This window comes from Persicitalea sp. (assembly GCF_041751555.1).
In the GTDB taxonomy this organism is placed as follows: Bacteria; Bacteroidota; Bacteroidia; order Cytophagales; family Spirosomataceae; genus Persicitalea.
On the sequence record NZ_JBGSXF010000309.1, the window covers coordinates 1 to 17957 of the forward strand.

The window sequence follows — 17957 nt, forward strand, 5'->3', positions numbered from 1 at the left end:
TGGCAAAAATTCGTAATCCACAAACTCGCGGATGGCAATTGCGCCGGAGCCGCCGAAGTCCTCGCTGGTTTTGGCCGAGTCGTACAGCGTGGCAATCTGCATGTCTTCCACCGTGATGTCGAAAGCTTTGGGCGCCGACGCGCCCGCCTTGTACTCGATGTGCGTGTTGGTGGTGCCAAAGTCCAGCGCGAAGGTGAAAACGGTGTTGCCGTTCTGGAAATGCGGCCATTTCGGGATGACCACGCCGCCCATATCGGTTTGTCCGGTATCCTGCACGTAGATGTAATCGAACTCCTTGTCCAGCACGTAGTATTGCGTGGTGGCGTCGGCGGCCTGCTTGCGGGTGCGCTTGCGCGGCTTGCCGGAACCAGTCGTTTCCTCATTGACGATCGGAATCGGTTCGTTGGCACGTTGGTTGAAAAATTGCAGCGCGTAGTCCGAATTCTTAAACACGCCCGCCACGTTACGATCTATCACCTGCACGCGGTAAGGTGAGGCGATGTCCGGCAGGTTGGTTTTAACAAAAGGAAATAGCGTCAGACCGACCTGTTGCTCCACAACTACACCCTTGTTGGCTTCTTCCTCTGGCTTTGTAATCTGGTGTTCAAGCGACTGGTAGTACGTCCGCTCAAAGGCAATGGACTCGCCCTCCTTCATAATCGGAATCCGCAGCGTGACCCGCACCGAACCCGCTACGCCCTGCGTCATTTCGATGCTGGGTTTGCCCGGCCCGCCGCCCAGCAAATCGTTAGGCGTGAAGTAGTCGAAAAATTGCTTTTTCAACGGCAGTAGAAAGCCCTTTGAGTCGTCGCCGACTTCGGCGTTCACGTTGCCGTCGAAGAACTTTTCTTTATTGATTGGATAGACCAACCGAATCAAATACGGTTCCAGAAAGTCGCTGACCGTCAGGTACGGGTACTGAATCCGCGCGCCGGGCAAGCTTCTTTTTTCCAAAGCCGCCTCGTCGGAGTAGGGTACTTCTACGGTATGATCCCAATTGTCATTGACGTACCGCAGCCGCTTGTTGAAATTGTTTTGCAGTACCAGCGGCGTCGCCCCTGTCAGCGTTTTGGTGGCGTTAATGCGGAAATCACTTTCTCCAATCGACCCCAGAATATCTTCTTTCTTACGCTTGCGCAGCGGTACCCCAAGTACCTCAATAATGTCGCCCGCCTTCCCAGAATCTAGTTCGGAGTAGTTGATCGCAAAATCGGCGGGCTTCAGCTTGTTGATTTCCTCGTAAAGCGCGTGGTTTTTCTTGTCAAGAATCGTCAAATTCTTGTCGAGATAATCACTCATGACTTTCATGCGACTGGCCAGCAGCGGATTGGCCCGAAACAGGTGGTGAATGTACTTCTGAAAATCTACCTCGCGCTCGTAAAGCGGCACGTAGTTGTGATCAAACAGAACGTCGTTTTTCGTCAGCTTGATTTGGGCGTGCGCGAGGTCGTTGGCCGTCGGGAAAAACAGCGTGGCGGGGGAGGTGCAACCGATAATTTTGTGGTTGAATTCCAGGATGTATAGCCGCCGCAAAAGGTCGAAATTATAAGATTCCTTGTCCTGCTGCAGGTACAGCTCCAGCGTCTCGGCCAGGCGGCGATGCGCGTCGGACGAAGCTTTCATTTTCGCGATTTCGGCATCCTTATCCCAAACGATGATGCGCAAGTTCTCCCGCAGGCCATCGCTGTTAAAAAGCATTTCGGCCAGATCCAGCGTGTCCGACACCAACTTTTCGTCCGTGCGGCCCGCCAGCACGTTGCCGTTGCTGTTCGAGGCTTTCAGTTCGGCCGTTTTATTGATGTTGCGGAAGGCAGTTTTTGCCAAGTCAATCCGCGCGAACGGACTCGGAATGGCGGGCGAGAGTGTCTCGCCGCTTCCGCCTTCGGGATCTTTGATGGACTCGATTTCCTTGTCGGAGTAGGCGTCGGAAGAGAACCAATCCTTGCCGCCGCGATTGGTGTGGCCGAATATTTTGCTCATAGGTTTATTTTTTAAATCCGAATTTCTCGGTCAGCATTTCTTCCGTGGTGTCAAAGAAAAGCTTGATCATTTTCTGCTCCGCCGAAGGGAATGTTTTGCCCTTGGATTGGCTGCTGAGGCCATCGTCATAATAGGAGAAATCCACTTTCTTGGATAGCCAACCCGACTTTACTTCCTTATCTACCACCAACGAATCTATCGTCGAGTTGAGGTTGAAAGGCGAAAAGCCGCGCCGATTGCTTGACATTTCTTTCAGCCAATCGCCGAACGACTTCATAAATTCCGATAGGTTAGTACGATAAAACGAATCGCTCAGAAAAGCGCGGTCGATGGCGGGCGCGTCGTTACTCCACGCCTGTTTTTCGATGGATTCGCTGAGGCGTTCGTTCAGGTACTTGCGGAAAAGTGCTAATTGCGACAACCGGAGACTGATTTTTCGTTCGGTGGCATCCTCAAAATCCGAAAATTTGAAATCCGGCGAATCGTTCTTCATGCCAAATTCCTTATATATTGGCTTCACTGCCTTGCCGCCCGCCGATACCAAATCGCGGTCGGGCATTTCCAAAAAGTCGATTACCGCCAGCGCCGATACCATCTCGATAAAGTGCGCGTCGTTTTTCTGGCCTTCGTTGCCCGCGTCGTTTTTATAGGGTTTGCCGCTGTAATCGTCGTTAACGTAGTACAGCGCGTTTACCGAATTGTTACCTGTCACATTGTCCTTATAGTAATAAAGCGCGGCCTTAGTCTTGGCAATAAAATCTGACTTTTGGATCGGACTGTTGGGATCTTTTTCGATGTTGAAATACGGCATTACCGTAATGGCCCCAATCTTGGCGTTTTGCAGAAATCCCTTGCCGTCGATGTTGCGGTTATTCATCGCGTCGCGGATATTTTTCAGGATCGTCGGGAAACCCGCCGCGCCCGTACCGCCGAAAATGGAACTGATGATGAAAATTCGGTCGTCGGCGTTGAAATTGGACGCCACTTCCTTGAATTCCTCCGAATCCTTGAACTGATTTAGCACCACGCTACCGATATTGGGGTTTCCCACAAAACCGATGTCCATTTCCACATCCAGCAGATTCACCTCCTCATCGCGCTTATTGATCGACTTTCCCGAAAAAAGAATATCGGCCAGCGCTCGGTTGGGTTCGCTGAGTTGCGCGAAGTCGATGTAATCCTTGAATTGGGTATTGGCAACCTCCTGCAAGTTGAAGGTAAAACTACCCGAAAGACGGTTTTGCGACGTCACTAGCTTGTCGAGAGTCGTGATGCGCGTCCCGAAAAAGCCGTTGTCTGATCCCGCCCGCTCGGCGATAGTCTGGTAGTTTTCCAGCATCCGCGCGGTTCGTTTCAAATCCTCATTAGACTTGTGCGGGTCGATGATAATTGGGACGATTTCAAATTCCGTTGGAGAATTTGGCTTGACACCAGCGGCCAATAGCATCGTCAGGGACTTTAAAACCCTGGAACCGGTGCCGCCGATGGCAAATACAAATAAGCGAGCCATGTTTTTTAATTATGAGACATGAATTATGAGATATGAGATAAGAATGTATGAGTGCAACTCTGGCGAAGACTCTCATAATTCACATCTCATATCTCATATCTATTTTACGGTTTCCAGAAAGTCGTGTGCCGACAGTTGGTACTTCCTGACCTGAATATCGAAATGCTGCTGATGACAACTAACAGAATCAAACTCCAAAGCGCATTAGAAAATCCAAAGCCGACGCAGTCCGAGACGTTCAATTTCAATTGGTTGCAAAAATTTCCGTCTTGAATATCGTTGTAGGGGATGGCGAAGGCAATTAGGAAATTCAGCAGCACCAGGCCAAGGGCGAAAAACCACCAGTGCCGGGCTTTGTTGTAGCGCGAACTGTCAACGATGTAGTATTGCAGGGCAAAAGTGAGGGCGGTAGTCACGATCATAATCCAGCCGATGTAGCTGTACCAAGGCGTGGCGATAAAATCGGTGCAGGTCACGTCGAAGCCGCGCAGGTGGTCACCCATGTCCTTGGAGTAGAACGGAATCAGGCCGAACCACTCGTACAGCTTGGCAAATACTTCTTGCATAAGGTCTTATTTTTTGATTGTGAGGGGGATTGTATAAAGCGGGTTCATCTTTGATCTTGGGTAAAAGGCATCACTCACGCCTTCTACTAAATAACTGAACCCAAAGGTTTTACTGGTTTCGTTCGCGTCGGTTTCTATTTTAGTATCATCTTCTGAACTGGTGGAGTACACCCAGCTAGGTACTTTGCCAATGACATCAATAACTAGTTCCTCCTCTTTTAAGTCCGTAGTTCTCAGCGTAAGTACGTGGGTGAAGCTGTTGAGCGATACGTCGTTCCGATCGGCGATGGGCTTGGCTTTCAGGCTGTATTGTGCGTCGCTGATTTTGTAATTTGTGCTGTCCAGAAAATAGCTGTTATCCTGCATTCCTTTCGCAAAATTTACGGCCAAACTGAACTCGAAAATACCCCTGTTACGGTCGTCGCGGGCCGCTTGCGCGTCCGTGATTACGCCTTTCACTAGTGATTTGGCATCAAAACTACCGATTTTGGGACTATAAAGGATTTTGAAAGGAGGCTGCACGGCTTCGCTCGCGGACTGGATCACCAATTTGTTGGTAAAACCATCTCGGGTTTGGGCCAAAATTTTGGCGTCCAGGACGCTTTGTATTTGTGCAGCCGTACCGATCAACCATACGTAGTATGGCCGCTCGGCGGCAAGTCGGGCGTGGGGTTTGTCGTTGCGGTCGTAGTAAGTACCTTCAAACTCCGCCTGACCTTGCAGAATGGCGACTGACAAATCAGGATTGTTCCGTCGTGCGGCTACGAATTCACTACGAATTTGGGAACGTTGTCCTTCCAGGTACCTTACCGCGTCTTTGCCGCCGGGCGAAAAGACGAAATCAGAAACAAGTACCGAGAGTTCGTCCGATTTCTGTTGATTAAGGATTTGGCTCAGGATTCCGCCGATGTCCGAACTACCCCGCTTGCCGCCCTGAGTTTTGAAGTTGGTGCGGTTCAGATTTTTATTAAAATCAGCGACGTCATTTTCGGACGCAGCGACTTTTAAGGAAATGATGGAAGAATTGATATAGTTGAGATTCAGGCTGTCCGTTGCTGCAAAGCTCGCAAGGTTGGTCAGCAGGTCGTTCATTGCTGCTTTAAAAGACGTGGAATTAGCATCGACGTACCCATCCATGCTGGCCGAGTTTTCCAGAAAAATACTCACGTTGAAACTACTTGCCGTCAAAGTACCCAAACCCGGTTGCCAGATGTCGGCCAGAGCGATGTTCGTTCCTTCGGTGTCGAGGTACTTTTTCAGGTAGGCAGCCACCTTAGCGTGCTCTACTTCGCCGCTTTCATTTCTGAACATCTGAAAACGCCGGTCGTCCGAACTTCCGATACCGACTACCAAGGTTTCGTATTCTTGTTGGTCAATGCGTTGGTCATTCTTGCCAAAATCCAGGGTCTGTTCTTGAAAAGCATCGAAATCGTAGCTTGGATCTGGACAGCTTTGCAACACAAGGGCCAAAGCCAGAAGGGAAATATTTAGTAAAAACGCGAGGGGTGTTTTCTTCATTTACATCAATTTTTGCCCCTAATATAGGATGATGATATGGCTTTCGGGTAAATTATTTGTCCAGAACGCTAATACCACGGATGACTGGCGCAGCGCAAAGCCGGATTCTGAACTTTACTTGAAACGTTTTGGATGCCGGGTTATTCTAATGCGTCTAAAATCCTACTGGCTACGGACAAGAAAAGCCTGACCACAACGCAGTCAGGCTTTTTTTTGAGAAAATTCCTAAATCTATACCTCCTCCGCTAACAGCTTGATTTTCCCCAAAGCCCGCTCCCAGGCTGAGTTCATGGAATCGAAAGAGTCCTCCACGGTACCAACCCGCACGCTAAGTTCGGTTTGATCTTCTCTATCGGTGATCATGTACGTCTCCTCGCAACCCTTGACGCTCATGGCGTCTTCGCTCGTATAATCCTCTTCCCCGGCAAAAACCAAACCCTGGTACTCGACCGAAAGCATGAGGTGCGGTTGGTTCACAATCACCTCGCCTACGAGGCCGCCGCCGCTTAGGTCGGTAAAAAGTACTTTGCTGCCTTCCTCCCAGGTAGTTTCGGGCCGGGCACCCAAACTAAACTCGCCATACCAGCGCGGTGTGAATGAGTCATCGGTGAGTACTTCCCATATCTTTTTCCTGGAAGCGTCGATTTGAATCGCTTTTTCGATGGTTTTCCTTTTCATCAATAGCTGCGTTAACATTGGGTAGTTGTAATTTTTGCTTAGTTGAGTAATTAATGATGGTGGGAATATGTTGGAAAGCGGAGTACGGAGTATTGTATTTGTATTATATCAAAGGCCGAATTACCACAATTATATAATACAATCAAAATATATAGTGATTTTGTAAACTAGTATCAGCAGATGATGGAAAACCTCGAAACGAGAATAAAGTTTTAACTACCTGACTAGAAGATATTTTATTTTGAAAATAAGGAAGTTCTAACGCTTTGCGTTTAAATAGTCCTTCCACTCGTCAATGTCGGTGAGGGGCTCCAACAAAGTATAGCTGGCATCATTTTTTGCCAGAATTTGCTTAGTTTTTTCCAGGAGTTCAGGCTGGCTCCAGGGCATATCGTCAAAAATTTCCTCGTATAAAAGATTCATGCCCAGTAGATAATAACCGCCGTCGGTCGAAGGGCCTAGTACCACGTCGTATAAAAGAAGTTGAGTAAATGCTTCCTGCAAATGCTGCGGTGTCAAATCCAGGCAATCGCTGCCGATGATGACGACGCGGTCGGCTCCCTGCGCAAACTGCTCACGGAAGGCCTGCTTCATGCGGTCACCGAGGTTGCCATTCTGGGGCTGCAGTGCCTTATGCCAGCCATTCCATAGGTCGTCGTCGTTGATGTGATCGCCGTAATAGACCGTCTTGGTGTAGTTCTCGTTGGGCAGGGTCTCGGCGGTTTGGTGAGTGTATTCCAGCAATTCGCGGTATATCTCGACGGCTCTGGGATGGCCGACGGTCTTCGCAATGCGGGTCTTAACATTGCCTTCAACGGGGTTTTTTACAAAAATAATCAGGGCGGGTCGTGGCATAATTTGGTAGTTTTGTTCTTCGGCTACGCTCAGAATGACAATTGCCTATGTCATTCTGAGCGTAGTAGAAGACAGTCATATAAATCGAAACGTACAACGAACCTCATGCCCAAAAAGATCATATTTTCCGAAAAAGCCCCCGCGCCCATCGGGCCTTATAGCCAGGCCGTCATGGTCAACGACACGCTTTATGTTTCAGGCCAAATCGCTTTTGAAGAATCGCAAGTCGGCGATGTTAAGACCGAAGCCAAGCAAGTCATGGAAAATATCGGCCATATCCTTGCTGCTGCCGGACTAACCTACGCCCATATCGTCAAATCCAGCATTTTCTTAAAAAACATGGACACCTTCACAATGGTTAATGAAGTATATGGATCGTACTTCGAGAACGAGCCGCCCGCCCGCGAAACCGTGCAGGTGGCAAAATTGCCGAAGGATGTAAACGTGGAGATTTCGGTGATCGCCGTATCGTAAGCTATTGGCTTCACTATTCTTCAACAGATAATAACCTGTATTTGAATGACTGATAAATCAGTACGCGTACGATTTGCGCCTAGTCCGACCGGCCCCTTACATGCGGGTGGTGTGCGCACGGCGCTTTATAATTACCTTTTTGCCCGGCAGACGGGCGGTCAGATGCTGCTACGCATTGAGGACACCGATCAGGCGCGTTACGTGCCGGGGGCGGAAAACTACATTTTGGAAGCGCTGGCGTGGCTAGGAATATCCATCGACGAGGGCCCCAACGTCGGCGGGCCTCACGCGCCTTACCGACAGTCGGAGCGAAAGGAGATGTACCGTGATTACGCCGAGAAGTTGGTTTTTGAGGGCAAGGCTTATTACGCTTTCGATACGCCCGAGGAGCTGGATGCCATGCGCAAGCGGCTGGAAGAAGCCAAAGTACCCGCCGCGCAGTACAACGCCATCACGCGGTTGCAGATGACCAATTCGCTGACGCTGCCGATCGGCGAAACCAAGAAGCGGCTGGAAAGTGGCGAGCCGTATGTGATCCGTATGCAGATACAGCCCAAGGACGACATCCGTTTCAACGACCTCATCCGCGGCTGGGTAGTGGTGCATTCGTCGCAGATCGACGATAAAGTACTTCTTAAATCCGACGGGATGCCGACTTATCATCTGGCCAATATCGTGGACGACCACCTGATGGGTATTACGCACGTAATCCGCGGTGAGGAGTGGCTACCTTCGGCTCCGATGCATGTGCTGCTGTATCGGTACTTGGGTTGGGAGGCAACGATGCCGCAATTCGCGCACTTGCCCTTACTGCTCAAACCCGACGGCAACGGCAAACTCTCTAAGCGCGACGCCGACCTGGGGGGCTTCCCGATTTTCCCGCTGCAATGGACTGACCCCAAGACGGGCGAAGTCGCCAAAGGCTTCCGTGAAGAAGGCTACTACCCCGAAGCCACGGCCAACTTCTTGGCGCTGTTGGGCTGGAATGCGGGAACCGAGCAGGAGATTTTCTCGATGGAAGAACTCATCGAGGCATTTAGTTTCGAGCGCGTTCATAAGTCGGGAGCGAAGTTCGATATTCAGAAAGCAATGTGGTTCAACCAGCAGTACCTGAAAGACAAAGACGACCGCACGATGGCCGCGCAGGTGCAACCGCTTTTTGCTAATAAGGGAATCGAAATTTCCGACGAGCAGGCCATTCAAATCGTCCATTTGCTGAAAGACCGCGTCCATTTTGTCCGTGAGATCGTGGACGAATCAGCCTTTCTTTTCTCTGCTCCTGAAAGCTACGATCAGGATATTGTTGGCAAAAAGTGGAATGAAGACGCGCAGCGTGGTATCGCTGCCCTCGCCGATACCCTAGATACGTACGATGGCGAGTTCGGAGCCGATAATATCAAGCACATTCTGGCCGAAACCATGGAAACCATTGGGATAAAAATGGGGAAAATCATGCAGGCTTTGCGGTTAGCTGTGACGGGTTCAGGCACCGGGCCAGACCTGATGGTAACGATGGAGATTTTAGGAAAAGAAGAGGTAATGCGCCGCTTACGGCGGGCGGTGGCGGTTTTGTGAGTCCACCTTCCAAGCAGTCAAACCCGCCAGTAAATGGCCCGAACGCACCGCTCACTCGAAGAAACTTGCCATTTTCGGCAAGCTTCTTTACATTAGTGGCTGTGGTGGACTGTCGGCACACTACTATTGATAGGTAAATTATTATGTAAAGCCGACCCCTGCGGGGTGTACGACGCCAAAATTGGCAATATTGCTATCAACGGTTGACCCCGCTGGGGTTGCCTTTTATCCCCCGCTGGGGTTGCCTTTTATCCTTCGAGTATTCATGGCTAAGAAAAAACAACCTGACCCCAATGCGCCGGAAGTCGAAAAGCCCCGCGTTCATAAAGACCTGGAAGGCTTCGACATCCAAATCAATTCCTTCGGCGAAATCACCACGAGCTTCGACATGGACCGCGTCAACGAATTCCTGAATAAAAACGTGGATGACAAAAAACTCCGTGACCGCGAGGACATTCCGGGAAGGAAAACCCGCAAGAAGAAGCGAAAATCTTCGGAGGAGGAAGAATGAAAGGTTGTGTAATTGTTGAATCGTGTAATCGTGGAATTGTTTGAACTCTTCAACCACTTTCTACAATTCAACATCAACTACACAATTAAACAGTTCAACGATTAAACAAAAACCCATTTTCGCTAATCCCTTAAACGTAACGAAATGACTTCACACGAAATAGACTACAAGATCATTGGCGAGGACATCCAGGTAGTGGAGGTCGAGCTTGACCCCAATGAAACAGTGATCGCCGAAGCCGGGGCCATGCTCTACATGGAAGACGGCCTTCAATTCGAAACCAAAATGGGCGATGGCTCCGAGGCGAATCAGAGCATCATGGGCAAGATATTCCAAGCTGGCACGCGGCTCATTACCGGTGAATCACTTTTCATGACGCACTTTACCAACCGGGGCGTTGGCAAGCGGAAAGTTGCTTTTGCTGCTCCTTATCCCGGTACGATTATGCCCATTGACCTGAGCAAAATTCCTGGCAACGAGCTTATCGTGCAAAAGGATGGCTTCTTGTGCGCCGCACTGGGAACGAGCATGAAAATTCACTTTAATCAGCGCATTGGCTCGGGACTGTTCGGCGGTGAAGGCTTCATTTTACAAAAATTGCGCGGCGACGGCATGGCGTTCGTCCACGCGGGTGGTGTCATGATGGAGCGGCAGCTCAACAATGAAATGCTGCGCGTGGACACGGGTTGCGTCGTTGGCTTCGAACCTAGCGTTAGCTTCGATCTTCAGCGGGCGGGGGGACTAAAATCTATGGTCTTCGGCGGCGAGGGAATGTTCCTGGCTACGTTACGTGGCACCGGAAAAGTGTACTTGCAGTCTATGCCGATCTCGAAACTTATCGACCGCCTATCGCCGCGTGGTGGCAACGCGAAGAAGGAGAGCGGCTCCGTGTTGGGCGGCTTAGGAGATTTGTTTGAAGGATAAAAAAACCTTTTATCTCCCGATACTGACGTACGTCCCATAATTCCCCAGAGAAGTCCGTTTTTTTTCGTAAATTACGGATGCATTTGTTTGCCGAGCGGAAGTCTTCCCTAGCGTAGGCTTCCGCTTCTTATCTTTTTAATTAACCTACTATCATCATGTTTTTTATTGTCATCGGCCTGCTCCTTTTGGTGGCGGGCTTTGCTATCAATACGCCTTCGATGCCCGTTTCGCAGTATTCGCGGCCCGTCAAAATCGCTGGCATCGTCATTGCGCTGGTTGGCGCGCTTACCGCCAGCATCCGGCAGATTGACGCTGGCACCGTGGGTGTGCAATCGCTGTTCGGTAAAGTCGGCTCCAACGTGTTGGAGAACGGTCTGAATTTTGTCAATCCATTGGTGGATGTCGCCGTTTTCGACACCAAGACCCAGAATTATACCATGTCGGCTATGTCTGCCGAAGGCGAACAGTTAGGCGACGACGCTATCCGGGTACTATCCGCCGACGGATTGGAAGTGGTCATCGACCTCACGGTTTTGTACAAAATCGTGCCCAGTGAGGCACCAGTCATCTACAAGCAAATCGGCCGGGACTATAAGGACAAAATCGTGCGGCCTGTGACCCGGACTCGCATCCGTGACAACGCGGTTTATTACGATGCCGTTTCGCTTTATTCTAAAAAACGTGACGAGTTTCAGGACCGGATCTACAAAACCATCGCTAAAGATTTCAAAGATCGAGGCCTTATTTTGGAACAACTCCTGATTCGTAACATCAACTTACCCGAGTCGGTCAAGAAGACTATCGAGTCGAAGATCAACGCTGAGCAGGATGCCCAAAAAATGGAATTCGTTCTCCAAAAAGAGAAGCAAGAGGCTGAGCGTAAGCGCGTGGAGGCTAAGGGCATCTCCGATTACCAGACCATCATCGCCAGCAGTCTGACAGACCGTCAGTTGCAGTACGAGATGATTAACGCCCAGAAAGAACTCGCCCAATCGCCCAATTCTAAGATCGTCATCATGGGTGGCGGTAAGGGGAGCGTACCGTTTATCCTGAGCGATAAGTAGAATGAAACCTGTACAAAAAAAGGAGCGTAACATGGGTTAAGCTCCTTTTTTTGTGCCTTGTCTCTTAGCGATCATGTTCGCATCACTTTCCTAAAAACGCTGCTAATCCCGCCAAATCATCCGTGCCAATGTAGTCTACGCCCAATTCTTTCAGGGTTTGGTAACCAAGATCGGTATTGGGCGTCGCCCACAAGCGCACGAGTTTCTTTTGGGCGTGCTGTAGTTCGACAAAGGTCGCAATGCGCTGACGAATTTCCGGATTCAGCGGCTGCTTGCCGTCCCAATATTTTCCAAAACTGAGCATACTACTACTCACCAGCACCACGTAAGAGGAGGTAATTTTTGGATAGACCAACTCCTTGCGCCCATCAAAGGTAAAGAGCTTGTCTTGAGCGAACATTTCCTCGGGCGGGGGCATTTCGCCACTGACGACGATACGGACGTGCCGCAGCTCTTTGCGGTGAGGCTCCAGCATTTTTTGCAGTGCGCTCAGCGTAGCGGGGCCAGTATTTTTGATGTCGATCAGCCATTGAATTTCGCGATGCCCAGCGTAAGGCCAGCCCTTATTTTCGCTAATCTTCTGCAAAATTGGTTCCAGGTATAGTGCTTTCAGCGTGCGTTCGGGCTTTATGTCGTCTTTGTTGTGTGCGACGTAGAGTTCGCCATCCTGCAGAAATACATCTGCCTCGACGGAGCCGAAACCCAATTGATAGGCTGCCTGGAAGGGACGTTCTTGTTCGTAATCGTTGTGAGAATGTGCATTGGCAGTGGTATAGATCGTGGGTTGGGCATTTGTCGCATAAACAAAGTTGCAAGACAGCAAGACAAGCAGAAGGAAGCGATGCGCAGGTGTCGATTTTTTGAGAAGGATCATATCAGAAAACAGTTTTGGCGAAAAACAACGATCAAAAGAACACTAACGTTCCGGAATTAAATATTGAAGCTGTTTAAAGTTTTTAAGTATTTGATAAACAATAGACTTGTGTTTCAGTCTTTTGACTCAGTTTAGTAAAATATTTTTGGACACCGAAACTCTTTGATTCAGGTGGAGATAACTAACTGGCTAATTGTGAGCTATCTAAGCTAATCTAAAATAACTTTAAACAACTTCATTAAGTTAGATGTCGGTTTATACGTTTGATGTTGCTAAATTAGGGAAATCAGTAGAGGAGAGGTACCGATGCCAGATATCAGTTCCAATTATGAACGATTTAATGATGCAAGCAACTCTCATCTCTGTTTGCGCGTATCACTTTAAAGACCCAAAGCATGTCCGAGCATAACTCCGCCGCTATACTTGAACTGCTCGACGGCTGCTTGCAGGGTAACCGTCGTAGCCAGGAATTGCTCTACAAGCAATTTTATGGCTACGCTATGAAGCTGTGTATGAGGTACGCGCGTAGTCAGGATGAGGCGAAAGAAATATTAAACGATGGATTTTTCAAGGTATTCACCAAACTGGAAACCTTCGATAAAAAGCGTCCTTTCAAAACGTGGATGGGACGCGTAATGATTAACACGGCTCTGGATCAGTATCGCCGCGAGGCCAAGCACCAAGTCTATGAAGATATCCGCTCTGCGGAAAATGTGGTGGCAGTCAACGAAACGGCTGTAAGCAGAATGGCCCACCAGGAATTGCTCGAACTAGTGCAGCAGCTGCCGCCCGCCTACCGCACGGTGTTTAGCCTAGCGATCCTGGATGGCTATACCCACGAGGAAATTGCCGAGGAACTGGGTATTTCGGTAGGGGCGTCGAAGTCAAACCTGTCGCGGGCGCGGGGAAAATTGAGAGAAATGTTAGCTAATAAAAGTATGGAAGAATATGAAAGAGTTGTCCGATAAAGAACTGGACGAACTCTTCCGTAAATCAGCCGAAGAGTTTGAACCCAGGTACGAAGCCAGCGACTGGAACGACCTGCGCCGCCGCCTCGACGAGGCCGATGGCGTAACAGGCGGCGGCTGGCTGAAAAGCGCGGCCCCCTGGCTGGTGGGTGTGCTGCTGCTTTTGCTCGGGGGAGCAGGAGCCTACTATTACGGAGCAGGGGAAAGTGAGTCGGCATTTGTTAAAACGGAAAAAATCTTGTCGGCTTCCGAAAAACCTTTGTCGGGCCGAGCTGCTACGGAGACAGAAACAAGTACCCAAACAAAGATTTTGCCCGATTTGGCTCAGAACGATCATGATACACAGACTTTCGCTCCGGAACTCAGTAACTCTGGTGCAGAAAATCTTAGTGCAAAAGGAGAAAAGAACCGAATTCGGAAGCCTAATAGAAAGGTATATAAAGCGGCGTCTTCAAGGAGACCGATTGCTAGTGAAGAAATAAAAGAATTGCCCCGGAACCCGGCGAGCGTAAGCGGAGTGCGCAAGCCAACTGACCCCAACCGGGAAAGGGGTGATGGGGCAATTCTTTTATCCAAAAGAGTACCCTCGCTAAAGTCGAGAGAAGGTAACGGCGGTTTGGGTAACGAGTCCACTCTAATTATTGAAGAATCGCCTGCTTCCAAAGTAGAGAATGAATCCGTAGAAATGGAGTCCAAGTCCCGGCAATCCAATTCCTCCAATAACCCGGTAAGTTCATTCCAGGAAAAGCAAGAAGATATTTCGCTACGGAACGAGTGGCTCACTCTGAGTAAATTGTCCGCCAGGGAAATGCTCCGGAGGGATGCTCCTTCTTTTCCCACCATTGCTTACAGAGAAACCGAAAGCAGCGATACCGCTACTCCTGAAAAAGCTGTCAACGATGTACCCCTCTGGTCGGTCAGGATTGGTATTGCACCCGACCTTAGCACGGTGCGGATGTCGGAAATGATGACCACTATGCGCCCCGGTCCGTCGGCCTCGCTGTTGGTGGATTTCAATCTCAATGACAATTGGTCTTTACAGACCGGCGTCATCCGCAGCCTGAAAAATTACAACGCTCAGTTTGATGACTATAACGGTTCCGAAGAGTGGGGTAATGATCCGATGCCAGCCAGCATATATGGCGATTGCCGGGTATTTGAACTCCCCGTAAATCTGCGCTACGATTTTGGCTATAACCTCAGCTCCCGGCAAAAGGCGCGGTGGTTCGTGGGCGCAGGCGTATCGTCGTACAAGATGCAGAGCGAAAAATATACGTACAACTACCCTAGTTATAGTTCCGGGCGACGTGCGCCAAAGGAAATGGCCAAAGGAACGGGCTGGTATTTTCTGAGTCACGCCAATGTTTCGGTAGGTTACGAACACCGCCTGACCCGTCGGCTTTCGGTCGTAGCCGAGCCTTATCTCAAAGTGCCGCTGCGAGGCGTCGGCTGGGGAAAAGTTAACCTTTTTTCGGCTGGAATTTGGTTCTCAGCTCGTTACACGCCCGTCTTCAAGAAATCGATTCGATAGCGGCTGAACTCCGGATAATACCCACTCAGCGGATAAGTCTCCCATCTCAAATATAAGTTGTCTTATTTTTGAGTAAAAGCGAAGAATTGAAACAACTTTATTTATATTTGAAAAATAAATGATGTATCGACATTGGTTTCAGTTGGGCATCCGTTTAGCTTATTTTCATCAGAAAACCATCCAAACTATGGAAACGAAGGAAAAGAACACTGTGAACCGAGGAGAGTTTTTGCGTAGTCTGGGGCTGAGTACCTCGGCGCTGATGGCTTTTTACTGCATGGGAACCACGCTGAGCTCGTGTAGCACCAAGGACGACGACCCCGCCCCGGCGACGCCTACGACCCCTGGCGGTACGGCTGCCGTGACGGGTACCACTATGGGCAGCGGTATAAATTTTAATATTGACTTAAATGCCTATAAGGCGAAAGACCTCAAAAAGGAAGGTGAGTTCGATATATTTGGTGATACCATCGTGATTGCTACAGCCAACAAAAAATACGTCGCTCTGTCGAAGGCTTGCACGCACCAGGGAACCACCGTCAACTACCGATCGGCCAGTAACGATATTTTGTGTCCCAACCACGGCTCCCAATTCAAGCTCGATGGTACAGTGCAGAAAGGCCCGGCAGCTTCCCCGCTCACCGTGTTCAAGACCACGTTGAGCGCCGACGGGAACTCGCTGAATGTGAAAGCCTAAAAGCCCAGATGCTGTCGCCTATGCCCCCTCTCCGCCTGCTTTTCTGTTTGCTCATTATCCCGCTGGCTTCAGTGGCGCAGGACGACTTGCTGGGTGAGTTGGAAAAACAGGCCGGGACGCAACAAACCGTCCCCGTGGCAGCAACTTTCAAATCCACGCGGATCATCAACGGGCAATCAGTCGAGACTGTCAAGCGCAACCATCTCGATTTTCGCATTTCACACCGCTTCGGGCGGCTGAACTCGGGGGCTTACGAACTCTTTGGGCTTGACCAGGCCGTAATGCGGTTGGGCTTCGAATATGGCCTGACGGACGACCTAATGATCGGCGTGGGCCGCAGCGGAGAGCAGAAAGCCTACGATTTTTTCGGAAAGTACAAGCTGCTGCGTCAAACCCCCGGACGCATACCCGTATCTGTAACGCTGTTCGGAAGCACAGTTATCCGCACCCAAAAATCGTTCGTGCCGGGCGAGACATTCAGTTTCCAAGATAAACTAACTTACACCGGGCAGGTGCTTGTTGCTCGTAAAATTAACGAGAACCTTTCATTGCAGCTTTCCCCTACCTACCTCTACCGAAACAAGCCGGAACTCGTCGGAGACGAACGCTTGCTCTTGGCCCTAGGCGTGGGCGGAAGGCTGAAAGTGAGTCGCCGGGTATCTATCAACGCGGAGTACTTTTACGCATTCCGTGAGAGAAACGACGACCTGCCTTACCACAACTCCCTCGCTGTGGGCGTGGACATCGAAACGGGCGGCCACGTTTTTCAGCTGCACTTTACCAATTCACTCGGGATGATCGAGAAGCAGTTCATCGGCGAAACATCGGGGGCTTGGGATCAGGGCGACATTCACTACGGATTCAATATCTCACGGACATTTAGTTTCAACAAAAAGAAAAATCCTGTTGTTAACTGACCACTTCAAAATATGCTTTTTGGCCCTGTCGATAATTTTTCCGTCATCGGAAATCTTAGCGCAGAGCAAACTCTACGCTACCACTTCCGGCCAGACTTCCTTCCATTCCAGCACGCCCGCCGAAGACATCAATGCTGTTAATAAAAAAACGCAGGTGCTGCTCAACACGGCCACGGGAGAGATGGCTGTACTGATGAGCATGCGTGACTTCGACTTTCCCAACGAGCTTATGGAAGAGCATTTTAATGAAAACTACATGGAGTCGGAAAAGTACCCCAAAGCTACCTTCAAAGGGAAGCTGGATCAGCCCGTGGATTTTTCAAAAAACGGTAGTTATCAGTTGTCTGCTTCGGGTACTTTCACAGTACACGGCGTCAGCCAACCCCGAAAACTAAATGGCACATTATCAGTGCAAAATGAAAGAGTTAGCGTCGACGCAAAATTCGACGTAGCCTTGGTCGATCACAAAATTGAAGTACCCAAGATAGTTTTCGTGAAAATTGCTCAGGTTATTGAAGTGCGGGCTAATTATGACTTGGTGCCTTACAAGAAGTAAGGATGTGAGGCGGGAAAGAGACAGGTTTGCTTTTACTTCAAGAAAAAGGGAGCTTATCAGATAGAGGAAACATATGCTTGACAAGTTGTAAGAAAGAGGGTAATTTTAGGCTAGTTTTTAGAAGAAAAGAAGCATAGCCATGAAACCAAACCCGCTTGACGAACTTATCAATGGCAGCCTGTTGCATCAATCGGTAACGGAACGGCTGGACACCGCCGAGGCTAGTTCGGGGGCAATGGACAGCGAACTGCTGGAATTGATTTTCGATCTCTACGACGATGACCGCGATTTCCCCTACCAAAAAATCAGGAAATTTTCCATCGGCGAAATCCTGGCGTACCTACAAGCGACGCACCGCTACTACCTTACTAAAAAACTTCCCGAAATCGAGCAGTCGTTGCTTCACATTTTTAGCCGCTACGGCAAGACGCACGAACTGCTGGCCGAGCTTTGCTTTTTCTTCAACGACTACAAAAACGACCTGATTGAACACGTCAAGATGGAGGAGCGGGAGTTTTTCCCCTACATCAAACGCCTCGTGAAGGCGGCGCAGGGCGAACTGGCCGAAGAAGAAGTTGCCAATCTGCTCGCCACGGCGTCTATCGCCCAATTTACCGACCATCACGACTCCATCGAAGATGAGTTGAAGGAAGTAAGTACTATCATCAAGCGCTACTCCGAGTACGAAACTACCCCGCTGCCTTACCGTGTATTCCTCAACCAGGTCGAACTATTTGAACTGGAACTCCGCAAGCACGC

17 protein-coding genes and 1 pseudogene are annotated in these 17957 nt (G+C 49.7%); 11 read left to right on the plus strand and 7 right to left on the minus strand.

Features of this window, described 5'->3' with window-relative positions; all coding sequences use genetic code 11:
* From ACEW8P_RS11000 to ACEW8P_RS11025, 6 genes and pseudogenes are all read right to left on the minus strand, one after another.
* A pseudogene (locus ACEW8P_RS11000) lies at positions 1 to 1980 on the minus strand (hypothetical protein); the annotation flags it as partial.
* Positions 1981 to 1984: 4 nt separating this feature from the next.
* Positions 1985 to 3490: a hypothetical protein gene (locus ACEW8P_RS11005; protein ID WP_373513130.1), complete on the minus strand. Its 1506-nt coding sequence runs from the start codon at positions 3488 to 3490 to the stop codon at positions 1985 to 1987.
* A gap of 104 nt (positions 3491 to 3594) precedes the next feature.
* Complete coding sequence (locus ACEW8P_RS11010) at positions 3595 to 4056, minus strand: hypothetical protein (protein ID WP_373513131.1); 462 nt, start codon at positions 4054 to 4056, stop codon at positions 3595 to 3597.
* A gap of 6 nt (positions 4057 to 4062) precedes the next feature.
* On the minus strand, positions 4063 to 5574 hold the full coding sequence (locus ACEW8P_RS11015; protein ID WP_373513132.1) for a hypothetical protein: 1512 nt from the start codon (positions 5572 to 5574) through the stop codon (positions 4063 to 4065).
* A 231-nt stretch (positions 5575 to 5805) separates the two neighbouring features.
* Positions 5806 to 6270 carry an SRPBCC domain-containing protein gene (locus tag ACEW8P_RS11020; RefSeq protein WP_373513133.1) on the minus strand — a complete coding sequence of 155 codons (465 nt, stop codon included), beginning with the start codon at positions 6268 to 6270 and terminating at the stop codon, positions 5806 to 5808.
* A 240-nt stretch (positions 6271 to 6510) separates the two neighbouring features.
* The gene (locus ACEW8P_RS11025; protein WP_373513134.1) at positions 6511 to 7107 is read right to left on the minus strand and encodes a TIGR04282 family arsenosugar biosynthesis glycosyltransferase; all 597 of its coding nucleotides are present in this window, start codon (positions 7105 to 7107) and stop codon (positions 6511 to 6513) included.
* 105 nt (positions 7108 to 7212) lie between these two features.
* Here ACEW8P_RS11025 and ACEW8P_RS11030 point away from each other — a divergent pair, with 105 nt between their 5' ends.
* The 5 genes from ACEW8P_RS11030 to ACEW8P_RS11050 all read left to right on the plus strand — a co-directional run bounded on the left by ACEW8P_RS11030 (position 7213) and on the right by ACEW8P_RS11050 (position 11655).
* Complete coding sequence (locus ACEW8P_RS11030) at positions 7213 to 7581, plus strand: Rid family detoxifying hydrolase (protein ID WP_373513135.1); 369 nt, start codon at positions 7213 to 7215, stop codon at positions 7579 to 7581.
* 45 nt (positions 7582 to 7626) lie between these two features.
* Positions 7627 to 9156 carry a glutamate--tRNA ligase gene (gltX, locus tag ACEW8P_RS11035; RefSeq protein ID WP_373513136.1) on the plus strand — a complete coding sequence of 510 codons (1530 nt, stop codon included), beginning with the start codon at positions 7627 to 7629 and terminating at the stop codon, positions 9154 to 9156.
* Positions 9157 to 9421: 265 nt separating this feature from the next.
* Positions 9422 to 9667 (plus strand): hypothetical protein, encoded by a 246-nt coding sequence (locus tag ACEW8P_RS11040; protein WP_373513146.1) that lies wholly within the window; start codon positions 9422 to 9424, stop codon positions 9665 to 9667.
* 144 nt (positions 9668 to 9811) lie between these two features.
* Complete coding sequence (locus tag ACEW8P_RS11045) at positions 9812 to 10591, plus strand: TIGR00266 family protein (protein ID WP_373513137.1); 780 nt, start codon at positions 9812 to 9814, stop codon at positions 10589 to 10591.
* A gap of 155 nt (positions 10592 to 10746) precedes the next feature.
* Positions 10747 to 11655 (plus strand): prohibitin family protein, encoded by a 909-nt coding sequence (locus ACEW8P_RS11050; RefSeq protein ID WP_373513138.1) that lies wholly within the window; start codon positions 10747 to 10749, stop codon positions 11653 to 11655.
* An 82-nt stretch (positions 11656 to 11737) separates the two neighbouring features.
* On the opposite strand, the gene ACEW8P_RS11055 is transcribed toward ACEW8P_RS11050, so the two are convergent.
* Positions 11738 to 12529 carry an alkaline phosphatase gene (locus ACEW8P_RS11055; RefSeq protein WP_373513139.1) on the minus strand — a complete coding sequence of 264 codons (792 nt, stop codon included), beginning with the start codon at positions 12527 to 12529 and terminating at the stop codon, positions 11738 to 11740.
* Positions 12530 to 12924: 395 nt separating this feature from the next.
* On the opposite strand from ACEW8P_RS11055, the gene ACEW8P_RS11060 reads away from it, so the two are divergent.
* The 6 genes from ACEW8P_RS11060 to ACEW8P_RS11085 all read left to right on the plus strand — a co-directional run.
* Entirely contained in the window at positions 12925 to 13497 is a 573-nt protein-coding gene (locus ACEW8P_RS11060) for an RNA polymerase sigma factor (protein ID WP_373513140.1), read from the plus strand.
* A complete protein-coding gene (locus ACEW8P_RS11065; RefSeq protein ID WP_373513141.1) occupies positions 13478 to 15028 on the plus strand; it encodes a hypothetical protein in 1551 nt (516 codons plus the stop codon). Before ACEW8P_RS11060 ends, ACEW8P_RS11065 begins: the two co-directional genes overlap by 20 nt.
* A gap of 187 nt (positions 15029 to 15215) precedes the next feature.
* Positions 15216 to 15725: a ubiquinol-cytochrome c reductase iron-sulfur subunit gene (locus tag ACEW8P_RS11070; RefSeq protein ID WP_373513142.1), complete on the plus strand. Its 510-nt coding sequence runs from the start codon at positions 15216 to 15218 to the stop codon at positions 15723 to 15725.
* A 20-nt stretch (positions 15726 to 15745) separates the two neighbouring features.
* A complete protein-coding gene (locus ACEW8P_RS11075) occupies positions 15746 to 16642 on the plus strand; it encodes a DUF5777 family beta-barrel protein (RefSeq protein WP_373513143.1) in 897 nt (298 codons plus the stop codon).
* Between the two features lie 19 nt (positions 16643 to 16661).
* Positions 16662 to 17198 carry a YceI family protein gene (locus ACEW8P_RS11080; protein WP_373513144.1) on the plus strand — a complete coding sequence of 179 codons (537 nt, stop codon included), beginning with the start codon at positions 16662 to 16664 and terminating at the stop codon, positions 17196 to 17198.
* Between the two features lie 139 nt (positions 17199 to 17337).
* On the plus strand, positions 17338 to 17957 hold a 620-nt coding region (locus ACEW8P_RS11085), incomplete at its 3' end, for a hemerythrin (protein ID WP_373513145.1).